This is a genomic window from Enterococcus sp. AZ109, from assembly GCF_051714625.1.
Lineage (GTDB): Bacteria > Bacillota > Bacilli > Lactobacillales > Enterococcaceae > Enterococcus_A.
This window is the reverse complement of the sequence record NZ_JBIOSF010000001.1, coordinates 1,042,080-1,060,676: the sequence shown is the minus strand read 5'-3', so window position 1 is coordinate 1,060,676 and position 18,597 is coordinate 1,042,080. Positions and strand designations below refer to the sequence as shown.

The 18,597-nt window shown below is 40.6% G+C and carries 6 protein-coding genes; 5 read left to right on the top strand and 1 reads right to left on the bottom strand.

Annotated elements, in window-relative coordinates; genetic code table 11:
• Positions 1-9 precede the first annotated feature (9 nt).
• From IGI42_RS05080 to IGI42_RS05065, 4 genes are all read left to right on the top strand, one after another.
• Complete coding sequence (locus IGI42_RS05080; RefSeq protein ID WP_438714684.1) at positions 10-7,467, top strand: WxL domain-containing protein; 7,458 nt, start codon at positions 10-12, stop codon at positions 7,465-7,467.
• 166 nt (positions 7,468-7,633) lie between these two features.
• Entirely contained in the window at positions 7,634-12,001 is a 4,368-nt protein-coding gene (locus tag IGI42_RS05075) for a WxL domain-containing protein (RefSeq protein ID WP_438714682.1), read from the top strand.
• Between the two features lie 372 nt (positions 12,002-12,373).
• Positions 12,374-13,900 (top strand): helix-turn-helix domain-containing protein, encoded by a 1,527-nt coding sequence (locus IGI42_RS05070; protein WP_438714680.1) that lies wholly within the window; start codon positions 12,374-12,376, stop codon positions 13,898-13,900.
• 57 nt (positions 13,901-13,957) lie between these two features.
• Positions 13,958-14,716 carry a helix-turn-helix domain-containing protein gene (locus IGI42_RS05065; protein WP_438714678.1) on the top strand — a complete coding sequence of 253 codons (759 nt, stop codon included), beginning with the start codon at positions 13,958-13,960 and terminating at the stop codon, positions 14,714-14,716.
• Positions 14,717-14,909: 193 nt separating this feature from the next.
• On the opposite strand, the gene IGI42_RS05060 is transcribed toward IGI42_RS05065, so the two are convergent.
• Positions 14,910-16,835 (bottom strand): FAD-dependent oxidoreductase, encoded by a 1,926-nt coding sequence (locus tag IGI42_RS05060; protein WP_438714676.1) that lies wholly within the window; start codon positions 16,833-16,835, stop codon positions 14,910-14,912.
• A 662-nt stretch (positions 16,836-17,497) separates the two neighbouring features.
• On the opposite strand from IGI42_RS05060, the gene IGI42_RS05055 reads away from it, so the two are divergent.
• A complete protein-coding gene (locus IGI42_RS05055) occupies positions 17,498-18,541 on the top strand; it encodes an alcohol dehydrogenase catalytic domain-containing protein (RefSeq protein WP_438714674.1) in 1,044 nt (347 codons plus the stop codon).
• Positions 18,542-18,597 lie beyond the last annotated feature (56 nt).

Below are 18,597 nucleotides of genomic sequence, written 5' to 3'. Positions count from 1 at the left end.
GGCAACGAGGTGAAGAATGGAGTAAAAAAGTTATTCGTTTTAAGTAGTATAGCAGTGGTTAGTCTAGGAAGTGTCTTAGGATCTGTCTCAGCTGTTTATGCCGTAAGTAACACGCCGGTTTTGACTCAAGATAGCTCAGGACTTTTAAAAGACTCACTGATTCCATCAAATCCTGTTATCAATGAAACGGTAGTAAGCACACCAGCTTATCAGTTTGAACTAACAAAGATGACGGGTACGGTGAATGAACCGCTGAGCATTCAATTTTCCAGTACTCAAGAAACCAAAGAAGTCACGATTAAACTTGCCAAGGAATTGTCAGTGGTCGACGATAACTTGCCAGAAGGTGTTTCATTAGCAGCGACTGAGCAAGAAGATGAATGGCAGGTTCAATCACAACAAGCCCAGACTTCTTTTGAGATTCCTGTGATTGCCGAGACTGCAGGGAGCTATGGCGTATCTGTGGAAGGTGAAGCCGAAGCAACGGTGGAAATTAGTGAAGCAGCTGTGGAAGAGGAGCCGGAGGTAAGTTCTGAAGAAACCGTGGCGAGTGAAGAGCAACCTACGGAATCAGAAGAAACAGTAACTGAAGAAAGTGAGACCATTAGTCAAGAAGCTGATTTCACTAGTGGTAAAACAGTAGAAGTTACAAGCATGAATCAATTTTTACCAGCCTTCAATGATCCTGAGGTTTCGATTATTTCGCTTAAAACCGATGTAGAATTTAATAACTATAGTGGTACATTAAGCGCTCGCAGTAAATCTTTGCTCATTCGCGGGAACGGATACCGCATTAAGTTTGATAGGGAGGCGGCCTTTAAATTAGGTTCCGCAGCGGAAGGATCTGTTTTTCGTTTGGAAAACATCACATTTGAAAAACCTTCTTATACTGCGTTGGTGACTACAGAAGTAGCAGAAAATAAGAACTGGACAGTTGAATTTGAAGACATCGATGCATCAGATGAAGTGAAGAGTCCCTATGCTCTTGTTAATCTTCCTTATGGGAAGGTAGCTTTTACAGGAGGGACCAACGTTCTTCATAATACGGTAAAAGATAGTAGTAATATGATGAAGGTAAAAGAAATTTCAGCAACTAATCATGCAAAAGTTGATATTAAACGGGCTAATTCGACAATCTTTCTTTATGAAGAAAGTATTGCGAATGCCAAATTAACGATAGAAGACAATGCTGAAATGAAGCTAGTGGCTGATGGTAGTGAGATGAATACATTATATTGGCTTGGCCCTAATCCGGAATTGAATATACGAACTGGCGGAAAATTAGATGTGACTGGAGGAGGGTATACACCATCTATTGCCCTTGACGCAAGAAATAATGCCATTTCAATGGTTGGATCTTCACCTAAAGTAAACATTCATTCTGGCGGTTCATTGACGGTCTTTACTACTCATGGTAAACGCTCTTTGAACCTCGTAGGTGAAAATGCACAAGTATCTATCGATAATGCAGAAGTAACATTGAACAATGATGAACTACCTGCTCTTAGATTAGAAGGTTCACAAGCTACTTTGAGTATAAAGGATAGCGAAGCTTCAATTACCTCAGCAAGAACGGTGACAAGAGGTGGAGGCGTCACTATAAATGGAACTTCAGCAAAAATGGAAATGGAAAATAGTCATCTAAAGATAGATACAGAAAAAGATTCAAATGCTGTATCAGTCACCGGTTCTAACGCTGCTCTTTCATTAAACAATAGTAGTGAACTTGAGATAGTTAATAAAAATGGAGTCGATGCTTCAAACGTTGTGATTGGTAATAGTGATGTCAATCCTAAATTAACGATTAATGGTGGGTCAAAGCTGTCGGTTGATTCCGCTTCTTCATCAACTCTCTTAAGCTATGGTGTCCGTTTGAGTGGTTCTACACCTAAAGTAGAAGTTACTGACAATTCAATACTTGATGTGAAGTCTAGATCGGGTCTTAAGTATGGTCTAGCTTTACCAGGAAGTAACGGACAAGTTCTGGTTTCAAAAGGTTCCAAGCTAGGTGTAGAAACAGCATCAGGTATCGGAATTTCTACTGGAGCCAACATGGTCTTTGAAAATAATGGTGAATTCGAAGTGAATGCCACCAATAGTGCTGGGATTATCACAGGAAACACGGCAAAGATTACAACTAACGAAGGCTCAAGCTTTAAAGTTAGCGGAATAGGGAGTTCGGCAACTAGAGGTGCGATTCAAAGTGGATCGACATTAGATGTTGAATTCAATCGTCCCAAATTAGTAGATATACGCAATACCCGAGCTGGAGGAGGTTATATCTTTCAGTCTTCAGGGGGGACTCTTACTGCTACCAATACTAATCTATCAGTTTGGAAAAAGAATACCAACCTAGATGGTGATCCATACTTGAGTATACCTGCTTTGAATTATTCCTTTAGTGGAGCAAATTTCAATACTTTAGCAAGTTCCAGCCGTCCTGATGCTTTGAATACGACTACATTAGGTAGTGATGGTTTGACTGGTTATTCTAGGATGAGTTCTGACAATTCTCTTATCTATGCGATTGCTGATGAACTGCGGGTACCAACAACTGCAGATAAGAAAATCTACGGACACGTAAGTCTACCAGCTGGTTCAGAGGACATTCTTCGTTCAGCTGAGACGGATGAAGTGACCGTGACGGTCGAAGTGGAGCCAAAGACGGGTTCTAAGAAGACCTATACGACTAAAACGGTCGGACATTCCAATGAAAACCCAGGTATTAGTATTTACGGTGAAGAACCTAAAGGCGGGCTTTTTGAAGTCGTGTTAGACGATTTACTAGAAGCAGGCAGTAAGGTTCGAATTTCTAAGGTTGAATTAACAGAAGGTGAAGTAACCGAGGGCTATGAGAATCAGATTAAAACCAAAACGGTAGAAGCTTTCGCCATTATTCCGCCAGAACCCGTGAAAGACTTAACACCTGTTTCAAAATTAAGTACCAGTATTGAAGGAAAAACAGAAAATAAAAACGTGCTGCTCACAGCTACTCACAACGGCAAGGCTATCGATACGTCGAAAGTTACAATTGACAGCAATGGGAAATTCTCAATACCTTTAACTGGTTTGAACTTGAAAAAAGGTGACGTCATTCAAGTTTTCACGCGGGATAAAGCAGGTAATGCAAGTAGCGCAGGGGTTGTTGATGTACCTGCGACAAATAATGCAACGGGGAATATCCAACCTGCAGCAGATCTTGTTTACCACGATACGACGTTCAAAGCGGCTCCTACTATTACAGTAAGCTCTTATCTTTTAGCGACTGCTGATGAGCTTCGAGTCCCAACAAACGCAGACAAAAAGATTTACGGACACGTGAGCATGTCAACGGATGAGAGCGGTTCGGAACAAACACGCGATGCCGAAACTGACGAAGTAACCGTTACAGTAGAAGTGGAAAAGGCAAACGGTTCTAAGAAAGAGTACACAGCAAAAACAGTAGGAAATCCAGGGATCAGTATTTATGGAGAACCAGCCCGTGCGGGTCTCTTCGAAATTAGCTTGGATGACTATTTGGAGGCTGAGGCTAAAGTTCGTGTGAAAAAGGTTGAACTAACCAAAGGTGACTCAGGAATAGACCACAAAATTAACACGGATACAGTGAACGTCTTTCCAATCGTCCCACCGAAGCCAGTAGAATTTGCTTCAACCAATGTCCCAAGAAACAGTACAAGCATTCAAGGTCATACGGATAATAAAGAGGTAGACATCACCGCTACTCTCAATGGGAAAGCAATTGATACATCTAAGGTTTCGATTGACAAGAATGGCGACTTTACCATTTCTTTGGCAGGGTTGACGTTGAAAGAAAATGACCAAATTCAAGTATTTTCGCGAGATCATGCGGGTAGTGCTGCCGGTAAAATTACTGACGTGCCGGCAACAAATAATGCAACGGGTAATATTCAACCAGCAACAGAACTTGCTTATCACGATGCAACGTTCCAGCCGGCAACGATTCTAATCGTTGAAGGAATAACGGTGGTCACGGCAGATGAACTGCGAGTGCCAACCAATGCAGACAAGAAGATTTATGGACATGTAAGTGTTGCAACTGACTCCGGCGGTACTCATTCAGCAGGTCAAGATGAAGTAAATGTAACTGTCGAAGTAGAAAAGCCAAATGGTTCTAAGAAAGAGTACACGGCAAAGACAGTGGGAAGTCCAGGGATCAGTATCTATGGAGAACCAGCGCAAGCAGGTCTCTTCGAAATTAAGTTAGATGATTACTTAGAAGCGGACACTAAAGTTCGTATCAAAAAAGTTGAATTAACTAGCGGTGATCCTTCAGCAGAGTATTTAATTAACACGAATACGGTGAATGTCTTTCCAATTGTTCCACCGAAGCCAGTAGAATTTGCTTCAACCAATATTCCAAGAAACAGTACAAGTATTCAAGGTCATACGGATAATAAAGAAGTCGATATCACTGCTACTCTCAACGGGGAAGCAATCGATACATCCGAGGTTGTGATTGATCAGAATGGCGATTTTACCATTTCTTTGGCAGGGTTGACGTTGAAAGAAAATGACAAAATCCAAGTGTTTTCACGGGATCATGCGGGTAGCGCTGCCGGTAAAATTACTGATGTGCCGGCAACAAATAATGCGACGGGGAATATTCAACCTACAGCGGCACTGACTTATCACGATACAACGTTCCAGCCAGCAACGATTCTAATCGTTGAAGGAATAACGGTGGTTACGGCAGATGAACTGCGAGTGCCAACCAATGCAGACAAGAAGATTTATGGACATGTAACAGTTGAAGTTGGTGCAGACGATGCACGACCTGCTGAAGACAATGAAGTAAAAGTGACTGTCGAAGTAGAGCAACCAAATGGCTCTAAGAAAGAATACACGGCAAATACAGTGGGAAGCCCAGGGATCAGTATTTATGGCGAACCCGCACGAGCAGGTATTTTTGCAATTGAACTAGGCAATTTCTTAGAAGCAGGTTCTAAAGTTCGTATTAAAAAAATTGAATTATCCAACGGCGATCCATCATCAGAGTATCAAATTAATACGGGGATAGCTGAAGTCTTCCCAATTGTTCCACCGAAGCCAGTAGAATTTACTTCAACTAATATACCAAGAAATAGCACGAGTATCCAAGGTCATACAGAGAATAAAGATGTAGATATTACCGCTACCCTTAATGGGACAGCAATTGATACATCTGCGGTTTCGATTGACAGTAATGGTGACTTTACGATTTCTTTAGCAGGATTGAATTTGCAGGAAAACGACAAAATCCAAGTATTTTCACGAGATCATGCGGGTAGCGCTGTCGGTAAAATTATTGATGTACCGGAAACAAATAATGCGATAGGAAATATTCAACCAGCAACGGAACTTGCTTATCATGATACGACCTTCCCAGCAGCAACGATTCTTGTAGTCGAAGGGATCACGGTAGTAACTGCGGACGAATTGTGGGTGCCAACCAATGCAGATAAAAAAATCTATGGACATGTAAACGTCGAAGTAGGTTCTGAAAATGCCCGTCCAGCAGGTCAAGGCGAAGTAAAGGTGACTGTCGAAGTAGAACAACCAAATGGCTCAAAGCAAGAATATAATGCGCAAACAGTGGGGACTCCGGGTATTAGTATTTACGGTGAACCCGCACGGGCAGGTATTTTTGCAATCGAATTAGGTAGTTTCCTAGAGGCAGGTTCTAAAGTTCGTATTACAAAAGTTGAATTGACCAGTGGTGATCCAGCATCAGAGTATCAAATTAATACGGGGATAGCCGAAGTCTTCCCGATTGTTCCGCCGAAACCTGTAGTGATTACATCAGGTGTTGTTTCGAAAACTAGCACGAGTATTGAAGGAACTACTGAAGACAGAAATGTGGATATTACTGCCACCCTCAACGGTGTTGCTATCAATACTTCACAAGTGACGGTAGACAGCAATGGTAAATTCTCAATTCCTCTAGCAGGATTGAATTTGCAAGAAAACGACAAAATTCAAATATTCTCGCGTGATCGCGTGGGAAGTGCTGTGGGTAAAATCGCTCATGTGCCTGCAACGAACAACTCGGTAGGGAATATTCAGCCCGCAACAATGCTTACTTACCATGACGCAACGTTTGATGCTGCGACTAGTGTAATCGTTGATTCTCTGCGCTTAGTAGCTGTAGATGAACTGCGAGTACCAACAACGGCAGATAAGAAAATATACGGACACGTAAGCATTACTGATGGGACAGAACCAACTCGTCCAGCAGGTTCAGGCGAAGTAAAAGCGACAGTAGAAGTAGAAAAAACAAATGGTACTAAGGAAACATATACTGGTATAACAATGGGTAACCCCGGGATCAGTATTTGGGGAGAAAGTCCTCGAAGCGGTCTATTTGAAATTAATTTAAATAGCTACTTAGAGGCCGGTGCCAAGGTTCGCGTTACTAGACTCGAATTTGTTCAAGACGATTCAGGAACGGATTATGATATTTCGATTGCGCCAGTGGTAGTACAGGAAGTTACTCCGCCGACACCTCTGACTCTCATTTACGAGGAAGTTCCACAAGACATTACGGGAGAGAAAATGGTAGCCGTTGTCTATAATCAAGCGGATGTGAACAAGGTATCCGAAGTTGTAGTTACGCTTAATGGTACACCGCTTGCGAGCTCACAGTATAGATATACTAGTTCTACTGGTTTTCTCTACATTAACTTTGGAACGATGACTTTAAATGGTGACGACAAATTCCAAATCTTTTCAAGAGATAAAGCCGGTGCAGCCATGGGTGTTGTTAATCCACCAGTGACGAATAATGCACTTGGGAACACGCAACCTGCGGATAACTATGTTTACCATGATGCTGTATTCTCACCAGCACCAATAATTAAGGTAACTAAAGTAGACGTAGGTATAAGAGATCCGCTAAATCCTGATACACGAGTGAACCCAGAAAATCCGCCAAGTTTGTCGGACACTCAAGGGAATGTGAGTATTGACTTTATTTCTCAATTTAATTTTGGAACAGTTGAGATTAGTAAAGAAGACGCAACCTACAACGCATTGCCACAACGTTTATTGGATGGCAATGGCGAGCAAACGCGTCCGAATTTCTTACAAATATCAGATCTTCGTTCACCAGATGAGTGGTGCCCATGGTATCTTACTGCAACCCTGTCAAGCCAAGGCTTCCGTAGTGAGGATGGCGAGCAGCTTACTGGAGCTGAAATTATTTTGAACAATCAAGAATTGGTAACAACCAGTTCCAACTCGAATGCTTCACCCGCTTTAATCGTGCCTGATGCGAGGTTGAAGCCTGGTAACGCAACTGTACTTTTCTTAACAATGGGTACAGGATCGGGACGAGGGACTTGGATTGATCGCTTTGGAAACGCAGATACTGCAGAAAGCAGTGTGCAATTAGATGTTCCCAAAGGTGCAAATCCTAAAGCTACTAAGTATACTGCAACAGTTGAATGGATTTTAGCGATCACACCCTAGAATTTAACAGCTTAATCACGGATACTTGCAGGTTTGGAGTATCCGTGATCTTTCTAGTAATTTTTACTAAGCTGGATCATTTATGAATAGTCGTGGGGTAAACAAACTCTTTACATAGAAAATCTGCGAAACAAACGAAGCCTAGAATAAAATAGGAGGCAATAAAGTGAAGAAGGAACTACAAAAATTATTAATTTTGAGTAGTGTGTTGGTAATTAGTGTTGGAACTGCACTGGCTTCTACCCTAGCGGTCTATGCTAGTAGTGAGTCCATCGCTTTTACTCAAGATAGTGTAGGGGATTTTGAAGAGGGTGTAGTGATTCCATCAAAGCCTGCAATTGCCGAAGAAAAAGTAGAAGAACCAACCTTTTATTTTAAACAAGCAGCCATGACAGGTGTGGTGAATGAGACAGTGAATATCCTGTTTTCAAGCAGTCAGGAAATAGAGGCTGTCACTGTTGTTATTCCACAGGAACTAACAGTGATCCAAGACGATCTACCAGTGGGGCTTTCACTAGCCGCAGCTGAACAAGAAGGAGAATGGCTCATTCAGTCAGAGCGGGCACGATCATCATTTATGATTCCAGTTGTAGCCCAAGCATCAGGAAGTTATGTTGTCTCAATTGCTGGCGAGACAGATGCTACTTTGACAATAGCTGAAGCAGAACCGGACTTAGAAGAAAGTCCTAAAGAAGTAATCGAGAGTGAAGAAGGTATCACTGAATCGCAAGAAAATATCGTAACAAATGAAGAGAGTGAAAGGGTGAGTCAAGAAGCTGATTTCGTTGGAACTACGGCAGAAGTTTCAACGGCAGCGCAATTAAGCAATGCACTTAGTAATCCAGCCGTGGGAATCATTTCGCTTAAGTCAAATATAACCACGTCTAATTCTGTAGCAAGTATTGATCGCTCGGTGCTAGTTCAAGGGAATGGTCGTACCTTAACTTTTGGTTCTTCTGGCTATTGGAATTTGATTTCGGTAGATTCACCAGCTGTTTTGCGCTTTGAAGATATTGTACTTAAGAGAGACAATGGGAACGTTGCGATTAGTTCTAGTGAACAAAACAGCAGTAACTGGACTTTGGAATTGGAAGAGGTCTCCTCTTCAAACAATGCAGGACCGCGTGTTTTGGCTAATCTTCCTAAGGGAAAAGTTGTTTTTACTGGTGGGAAGAATACTTTCAGTAATCCAGATGCTACCACAACATTTATTACTGCAAAAGAAATCCACGCCACTAATCAAGCTGAAGTATCAATTGCACTTGGCAATTCGACTGTGTTTTTTGCTGCAGCATCAATTGAAGCGCCCAAATTGCAAATTCAAGAGGGTGCTGCAATGTCAATTACTACCACTATAGGTTCGACAAACACGATTGATTTTCGTGGGGCGAAAGCTGAAGTAATCGTACAATCCAATAGTAAATTAACTATAGATTCTACGGGAGCCACGACCGGTTACCCCTCAGATGGGGGACATAATGTGCTTGTATTACCAGGCGACTCTTCGAAAATACTCATTCAAGGGGAGAGTTCTTTTTCCAGCTCGGGCACTAATCTTAAGAAAGCACTACGCTTGTCAGGAAGTAATGCCGAAGTAATTGTTGAAGATTCCAATTTTAAATTGTCATCAGGATCAAAAGCAGCGCTTGAGATGCAGGGTGACAATTCGATATTCAAATTAAAAAACAGCGATTGTTCAATCACGACAATAACGGGAAATGGCATTAGATTCGATGATGGTGCGAGCCCTCAAATCGTTGCAAACCAAAGTAAATTGGAAGTAATTACTACAAATGCGTACAACACTTCTTCAGCTGTAGCACTTCTAGGAGCTGATGCATCATTTGTACTAGAAAATGAAAGTGAATTTCAGGTGTCTAAAAAATATGCTGATGGAGCGCCATTCAATGTACAAATTGGGGATGATAAAAATCCCAGCTTTAAGGTAACTGGAGGATCAAAAGTTTCAATTAAAGTACCAAGTACATCGGGAGCCGCAGTTGCTAGTCTAATTTATTTAAATGGTGCTTCTGGCCGATTAGAAGTTTCGAATGATTCTGAAATGAATCTCCAAACTACCTCAGGTAATAATCGCGGAATAATGTTCAGTGGAGGGAATGGTAATTTGTCAGTATCGCAAGGTTCGAAAATTGATGTGCAGACAGGTGCAGCTAATGGGATTGATCTATCTGGAACTGGACATAAAATTAAGATAAGCGATCATTCTGAAGTGAATATAAAAAATAATTGGACCACAGAAGCAGACAGAAATGCAGGTCTGTATATAGGAAAGCAAGGCACAAGCAATGGGGAGATTTTAGTGACAGGAAACAGCACTCTAGATATAGCGTCCAATTTATCTAGTGCCTTTGTTGCTGAAGGGACTCATAATAATTTCAATGTATCAGAGGAGAGCTTTCTCAAAATGCGCTGTGGAGCGACTACAGGAGCGGATGGATCTAATGGTACCGCTCGAGCAACATTCAGATTTCTGAATTCAGGCCAAAGTTCATTTACGATTGATGACAGTGAGTTGCTAATTGAAAAAGACGGTGGGAATGCCTCCGGTTTTCGTATGTTGGGGGATGATAACCATATTTATGTATTAAATAAAGGAAAACTTGATGTTGATGTGACCGGAAATGGAACGCCGAATGATGGAAACAAAAATGCTGGTAATCAAGGGATACACTTGACTAGTGGTAACAATACCTCCTTTGAAGTTACTGATCCGGGTTCCGAAGTAAGAATTAATGCTCACAATGGTCCTGCAATTGATTTAGGCGGTACGGGGAAAGTTGTAGCCAGCAATGGCGGCTATTTTGAAGCGAGTGGAAAAACGGCTACAGCAAGTGGCGGCATATTTAGAGCGAATGAACTGGAAGTTGAATTTGATAACCCGTTATTCATGAATTTTCGTAACAATCGTTCTGGAGGAGGAAATATCTTTAATGTAGGAAATGATTCCGTCCTAAAGGCTATAAACAGTGATCTAACGGTTTGGAAAAAGGGGTCCAATTTAGACGGCGATCCAGATTTGAACTTCACTTATTTAGCGGACTATTCGTTCACCGGGACAAATTTTAATACGTTAGCCTCAGCAAATCCGTCCGACATACTAACAACAGAGACATTTGGGTCAGCAGGCTTCACCACGTATTCTCGGATGAGTTCTAATAATGCACGTTGGGCAATTGCAGATGAATTACGCATACCAACTAATGCAGATAAGAAACTTTATGGACGTGTGAGTGTTCCCGTTGGTCTATATGATTCTCGTCCTGCTTGGGATGACGAAGCAACAGTTACGGTAGAAGTTGAGAAAAAGAATGGTGACAAGAAACAATATACGGCTAAAACAAAAGGGCATACCAACGAAGAAGAAGGTATTAGTATTTATGGTGAAGCACCTCGTGGGGGACTCTTTGAAATTGAGCTGGCTGACTATTTGGAAGCTGGAGCAAAGGTTCGAATTGTAGAAGCTGAATTGACTAGTGGCGAATTAAGCGCTGGACATACGAATTTAATTTTGACAGATACAGTTGAAGTTTTTCCAATTACCCCACCGAAACCGGTTCAGTTCTCTTCTTCTACGGTTTCAAAATACAGTAAAAGTATTCAAGGTTCTTCTGAAAATACTGATGTAGAAATTACTGCTACCTTCAATGGAACAGCTATTGATACGTCAAGTGTAGCAGTGGATGCTAACGGAAAATTCAGGGTATCTTTAGCTGGGTTAACGTTGGAAGAAGATGATGTGATTCAGGTATTTTCACGGGATCGCTTTGGGGATGCTTTGGAAGCAGGAATTACTGACAGACCTACTACAAACAACGGAACTGGAAATATTCAGCCGGCTACCCCACTTAGTTATCATGATGCAACATTTGAGGAGGCAACTAAACTGACGGTTATTGAGGGACCGATTAGCCCAGTTGATCCGCTAGACCCTGATGAAAGTGTGGATCCAGTGAATCCACCAGCGTTACCGGACGATCAAGGGGCAGTAAGTATCAATTTCATTTCGCAATTTGATTTTGGTGAAGTACCAATTAGTGCAAGTGGCAAGAATTACAATGCATTACCACAGCGATTGTTAAATACAGATGGAACAGTCGGTGAGCAAGAACGACCGAACTATGTCCAAGTATCAGATTTACGTTCGACGAATGATCGGGGCGGTTGGGAACTTTCGGCGACTTTAGCAGAAAGTGGGTTCCGCAATGGGGACAACGAAGAACTTCGAGGAGCACAAATTCATTTGAAGAATCAAGAGCTGGTTACTCCTAGTTCGAATTTGGCAAGCCAATCACCCGCCTTGAAAAATAACGTTGCCGTATTAACCCCTGGTTCGAAACAGACATTAGTCGAAGCAGGTAAAACGCAAGGTGAAGGAACTTGGGTTAATCGTTTTGGAAATGCCCAAAATGCCGAAAGTAGTGTGCAACTAGAAATTCCTTCAGGAGCAAACCCGAAAGCTGCCGCTTATCAGGCAACCATCGAATGGGAACTGACCATCGTTCCTGGTAATTAACGAAAATTATCACGGGTACTCATAGTTTTGAAGTATCCGTGGTATTTCTTTGCATAAAAATAGCGCTATCAAGGTATTTTGTTCAGATCAAAGATTAGTTATAAAGACGAACGTTATTTATTTAAAGTAGTAAATACTTATGGTTATATTTGCAAAAACTTATCCTTTGTAAGTTACACTGTTTTTTCTGAAATGATGTTTATTTCTATATAATGTGAATAAAAATTACGTTGTATAGCTAATGTATAAGGCAGTGTGCGTGTCTCTTAACTAGATGGAAGGTTATTTGCGTATCTTACTGTAGCAGAATCATTGATCGAAAGTCGCAAGGTTGAAGAAGGCAACAGACAGGAAAGAGAGGACGATCTATTAATGAATGAACTTCATCTAAAGTTTGTAAGTACTAAAAAGACGCTGCGGGCATTGAAAATTTTGAACACGTTTGAACGTAAAGCACTCAGCAGCTCCCAACATTTATCGTCTATCACACAGAGTACGATGAGGACGGTCTTAAAGGATGTACAGGAATTAAAGGAATACTTTGGCGATACGATTGATCTCCAGTCGACGAACTCCGGGTTTCTTTTTGAAATTATCCAAACGGGGGAATATATTGAATTAAAGCGGGCAATGCTGAATCACGAGCCGTTGTTTCAGCTAATGAAAAATATTTTGTCTCAAGAGATATTTTCACTGACCAAAACGGCCGATAATCTGCATCTTTCTGAATCTTCGCTGGCAAGGTATATTAACGATATCCGGCCGGTTTTAAAGGCTTACTCACTCACAATCACGACGAGAAGAATCGTTGACATCCAAGGTGATGAGATAAATATTCGTCACTTTTTCCAAGACTTCTTCTATGAGTCAGAAATTACTCCACATACCCTTTTCCCAAGTGCAAACGTTAGTGCTGTCACACTCGAGCTCCAAGAAAAAAATTTTTTTGATAAATACGTTTCTGGGACAGTCAGTGAATTTAATTATACCTTATATATCATGCTGGAGCGTTTCCGCAAGAAAAGGAAAGTGGTGCTTTCACCCGAACTATATGACACTTTTGCGGGGGAAATTGATCCGACCTTTTTTGAAGTCATGGAACAGACCATTGCTAAACACCTTAGTATTAAGGTAACAAAGGATGAAATAATATTTATTTACATAAAGCTGCTTTGTAAACGATCAGTCCTAAATATCGAAACAGAAAGAGCGTTTTGTCGCAAGTTCAATCACTGTTCAACCATTGATTTGATAGTAGAAAATTTTACAAGATTGTTAAATCCACCTGCAGGTACAGTGGAGAGTTGCAACGTTTTTTTGGAATCTTTTTTTACAAGTATCTGGATTCATCGTGCCTTTTCACCGATCTTAAATACTGTTTCAGACGGACATGTTAAATACGTGAAAAGTAAATATGTGAAAGAATGGGCTCTTAGCAAGGCTTTTTTGGAAAGGGAGTTTTCACGTTCAGAGAACATGACAATGCGAGAAATTGAAGGTATTGCTACGTCATTGACCCTCTTTGTGGAATCCATGAAAGATCTCTATTGGCGAAGGAATCGAAACATTGCCTTTTTTTTAGAAGGCAATCATTTTTTCAGGCAAAGTATTCAAACAAAAGTAATGAAATACATGCGTCGTTACCAAAACCTTTATTTTCTGGAATCTACAGAGTTGAATGATGTTTACTTGAAAGAGCATGACATTGATATCGTAATAACCAATTATCGAGAATTTCCACTGGAGGGGCTGGAAAAGACAGGTATTACACCTCTGAGATTCAACTCCATTCCTTCGGCAGATGATTGGAATCGTTTGTTGGAACTGATCAATCCACGGATTATCAAAGATTTTTCGTTGATCGATCCTAATAGTAAACTTGACTTAAATATAAAGTAATTGTTGCGTGGTAGTGGGAGTTGCTAGCAAAAAAGATTATAAATGGGGGATAGTCATATGCACCGAATTCTAGTGCTTACGAAAAATCTTTTGAATGAACAAAAGCTGCAGGAAGACATTCAACGTCTGGATCATGAGGTCTATTGTGCCCATTGTGATTTCGATCAAATGAATCAAAAAATTTTTTTGACAAAAATATTCAAGCTATTTTCTATTATTATTATCAGTGAGACTGTTGCAGCCAATCAGAGACCACAGATCCTTGAGGCAATAGATACCCAGCAGACAACCGTCTTTCAAAAAGTAGAACGTCTGCCTCTAGAACAAGAACGAAAACAGCACGAAAGGGTGGGGATTGATGAATGGTTAGCTGTGACTGATCCGATCGAAGTATTAAGAGATAAAATAGACCAATCACCATTAAGTAATTTCTTCACTTCTATCGAAACGCTGGATGAACGAATCGAAGGGACAACTACTTCAGAAAAGCTAAATCGATCTTTTGAAGTAGATAAATTCTTAAGAGGATTGGATCGTTTGTCACGCAAAGAAACAACCGTCTTTTACTATCTAGTATCGATGGGGAACAAGTGCGTTGATCGAGCATCTATCTGTGCACATGTATGGTCAGATGAAATAACAAGTTCACAGCTCTCCTCTTTGTCTAACACAACTAAGCGGATTAGAGAAAAGTTTCGCAATGCGGGGATTCGTGATGACATTATTGTCAGCTACTGGAATCGAGGCTATACATTTACTGATACGTTTTGGCAGTTGATACAACAGACAAAAATAGATAACCAGCTAGCGAAGTAAGTGATAATAAGTTGAAAAGAATATCATTTAAAGCTGTTCTTTGAGTGGCATTAAAAAAGTGGAAGAGTATCTCAAAAAGATAGTCTTCCACTTTTTTATAATTGGTAAGAATTAAACGCATAACAATGGAAGAACCTCTAGCATTGCAGGCTATTCATCCGGTCCTTTTTGTTACAGGTGACACAAACAATCACTAAATCAAATTTTTGGCAATGTGGAAAGCGGAGTGGACAGCGGTTAGAAAATTGCCTGGTTTATCCGCATCACCTACAAGATATACATCATCATATAGCTCGTAAAGTTGGTTAACTAGATCGGAATTCGGCCGAACACCAGCAGAAATCAGCAGGTTATCGTAGGGAACTCGTTCCTGCTCTCCTTGTGACGTGAGTATGATTTCAGAATCTTCAATGGAATGGATAGTTGCATTTAGAATTACTCTAGTGTCGGAGCACGCCATCATACTAGTTATTTTCTGTAAATTATTTGTGTTTAGAACATCGTGAGCAAAGAGTTTCTCTTCTTTTTCTAATAAGGTAACCTTTCCGCCTTTTTGGAGGACATCCAGGGCAGTTTCACAACCGTTCAGACCGCCTCCAATAATTACTACCTTTTCTCCGATAGTCGTATCGTTTAAAAGATAATCCTTGGCAAATAAAATTCGGTCATTATTATCGATACCTGGGATGGGTGGTTTAGTTTGTAAAGCGCCAGTAGCTACAATTATTTTGTCGGGTGCAAATTGGTTCACCGCTTTAACCGTGGCTTCCTTATCCAATACTACTTGAATAGCGTTGCTTCTTTTCTTTACTTGATTGATTAGATATTGCAGGTAAAGGGATACGGATTTTTTAAATACTGGTTTCGCTGCTGCTATGCCGGCACCACCTAATTTATTTCGTCGTTCCCAAATGGTAACATGATGACCTCGATCAGCCGCAGTAATTGCTGCTTGCATGCCTGCGATACCTCCACCGATAATTAAGAGAGTTTGTGGCGATTTTGTTGGAGTAAGCTCGCTGAAGTTTTCGTACCCTGCTCTAGGATTAACCGCACATTCAACTAGCCTTCCTTCTGCTAAACCTAATAAGCATTCATTGCAGCCTATGCAGTATCTAATGTCGTCAAGCTGTCCCTTTTTTACTTTGTTAGGCCAATCTGCATCTGCAATGGATTGTTTGCCTAAAGAGATATAATCAACCAGTCCATTTTCAACAGCCGCTTTAGCTATAGCAGGATCGTCCAGCTTACCATCACAGGAAACGGGTACACTAACAACCTGTTTTACGGTATTCGCTGCTTCAATTTTACTTCCAAAGTCATCATACACAGTTGGTATGGGTTTATACCAATGTTCGAAAGATCCAATATCCACTTGAAATTCACAAACCCCAGCTTTTTCCAAAATTTTGGCGATTTTTAGTCCTTCTTCGACTGTTCGACCGCCTTCGATTAAGTGGGTGAGTGTGAGTTTGAACATAATTGGGAAATCTTTGCCGCATTTTTCTTGAACTTGTTTGATGAGGTTAAGAGGGAAACGCATACGATTTTCAAGGCTTCCGCCGTATTCATCCATTCGTGTGTTCCATAAGGAGGTCATAAATTGGTCAATCAAATAGCCACCGTAACCTTGAATCATAATGCCATCACAGCCTGCAGCTTTGGCCCATTTTGCAGAATTACCAAAGCTTTCTTCTAGGTCATGAATTTGTTCAATAGAAAGGGGCTTACATAACATGTCTGGGAAAAAAGTACCTGGAACAGCACTAGCCGCATACGGAGGATTGTTGGGGTCGGAAAAAGCCATTCGACCTATTCCAGCGCTTAATTGAATGACTACTTTGGCATCATATGCGTGAATAGATTCTGCGACTCTTTGAAGGCGTTCTACCATTGGTTGACTGTCCAATACATTGCATGGTTTGGGCTCGTATTTTGTAGAACAAGTCGTCGCCCCCAGAATGACTAGACTAAAGCCGCCCTTAGCACGATCCTCATAGTATTGTCTTGACTGCTCAGAAAAGCCTCCATCAGGATCGGTGCCCGTTCCCATTGGACTCATAAAAATCCGATTTTTCAATTTTATTCCTGCAAGTTCAGTTCGATCAAATAAATGCATGTGTACTACCTCCTGCTGTTTTGTTTATATAAAATAAATTTTTCTTCAAACCAGTTCTATTAGAAGCTGGAAATGGCTGAGGATCAATTTTATTTTTTAGTAGATGAAGAATCATAATTAGTGGATAGGTTAGCTAAGGTATATGTGAAACTAACTGTACATTTTAGTGTTTTTTTGTAGGTTAATGGTCAAAACTAGTGGTCATATTTAGATAGTTACAAATTTAATGAAAGTTGAGGTTGTAGTTTGATACGAGCACAGTCACTTATAAAATTGACTTTGAAAACTAACTGCTAGTGATAGTTTGATAAAAATAGATATAGCTGTATGAATATAGATTAATGGAAATAAATAGAGGGGTACCAAAGAACATTCTTTTTAGAAGTTTTTCTTGAAACATTTTTTTAAAAGTGTATGAATTAATAGGCGAGACATATTTACGTGTTCATTATAAAAAATAAATCGATATTATGCAAGGGTTTTCGTTTTACATTTTTTATATAAAAGAGTATATTAACAATGGATGAATAGTTTGGATCGATTATATTTTTATAAATAGAATTATTCGTGGGGAGTTCTTTTGTAAGCCTTTTCTGGGTAAAAGGAGGGATGAATTAACCTTTACATCTGGTTAAAGCTAGGAACAAGGAAGGGGTTTTTGAATGGAACAAGGACAAATGATGAAGGCATATCGGTTAAAGAAATTAGGCGAAATGCCGGTTATTGAAGAAGTTAAGGTGCCGGAACCTGGATTTGGTCAGGTGCTAATTAAGATGGCTGGTGCTGGACTGTGTCATACCGATTTATTAATGACGGATGAAGGCGTTGAATTGCAACCGTGGATTGGTGAATTTACTTTAGGCCATGAGAATGCTGGCTGGATAGAAAAAAAGGGTCCGGGAGTAAAGGATTTTGAGATTGGAGAATCAGTGGTTGTTTGTGCGACTGATTCATGTGGATACTGTGAGGCATGCTTAAGTGGCCATGATAACTTCTGCCTAAATGTAAATGCACGAGGCTGTCAAGCTGGAAGGGATGGCGGGCTTGCTGAATACATGGTAGCTCCTGCTAGACAGTTAGTCTCTTTAGGGAGTTTGAATCCAGCTCAATTTGCAGTATTGACAGATGCCGCTCTTTCACCCTATGCATCGATTGTAAATGCCAAAAATAATATTCCGGCAAATGGATATTGTGTCGTGTTGGGCGTTGGCGGTTTAGGAAGTTATGCCGTTCAGTTATTAAAGCTGACCACTTCAGCTAAGGTGATAGCAGTTGATATAAATCCTGAAAGAAGAGCGTTGGCTGAGCGGTTAGGAGCGGATTGCGTATTCGATTTTGACGAAAAATTAGTAGATAACATCATTGAATTTACTGAAAATAGAAAAGTGAATGCTTATTTTGATTTTGTTGGCAGCAGTGAAAGTATGAATGTGGGAGCTGCTGTTACAAAAGAATTAGGTATGATTACGGTCAATGGTTTAGCTGGAGGCACTATGGATTTTACTTGGGGGAAAGTACGACCAGGAGTAGATGTTCGTTTTAGTTCGAATGGAACAATTATTCAATTAGGCGAACTGGTAGACCTTGCCAAACGTGGGGACTTAATTATTGAAACACAAGAGTTTAGGTTTGATCAAGTTCCCGAGGCTTTGGATGAATTACGTCATGGAAGATTACGTGGCCGAGCATTGATCGTATTTGATTGATAGTGATTATGCGGCATAAAGTAGCCGATCTGCTTTTAAGCAAAAATTTAGGAGGA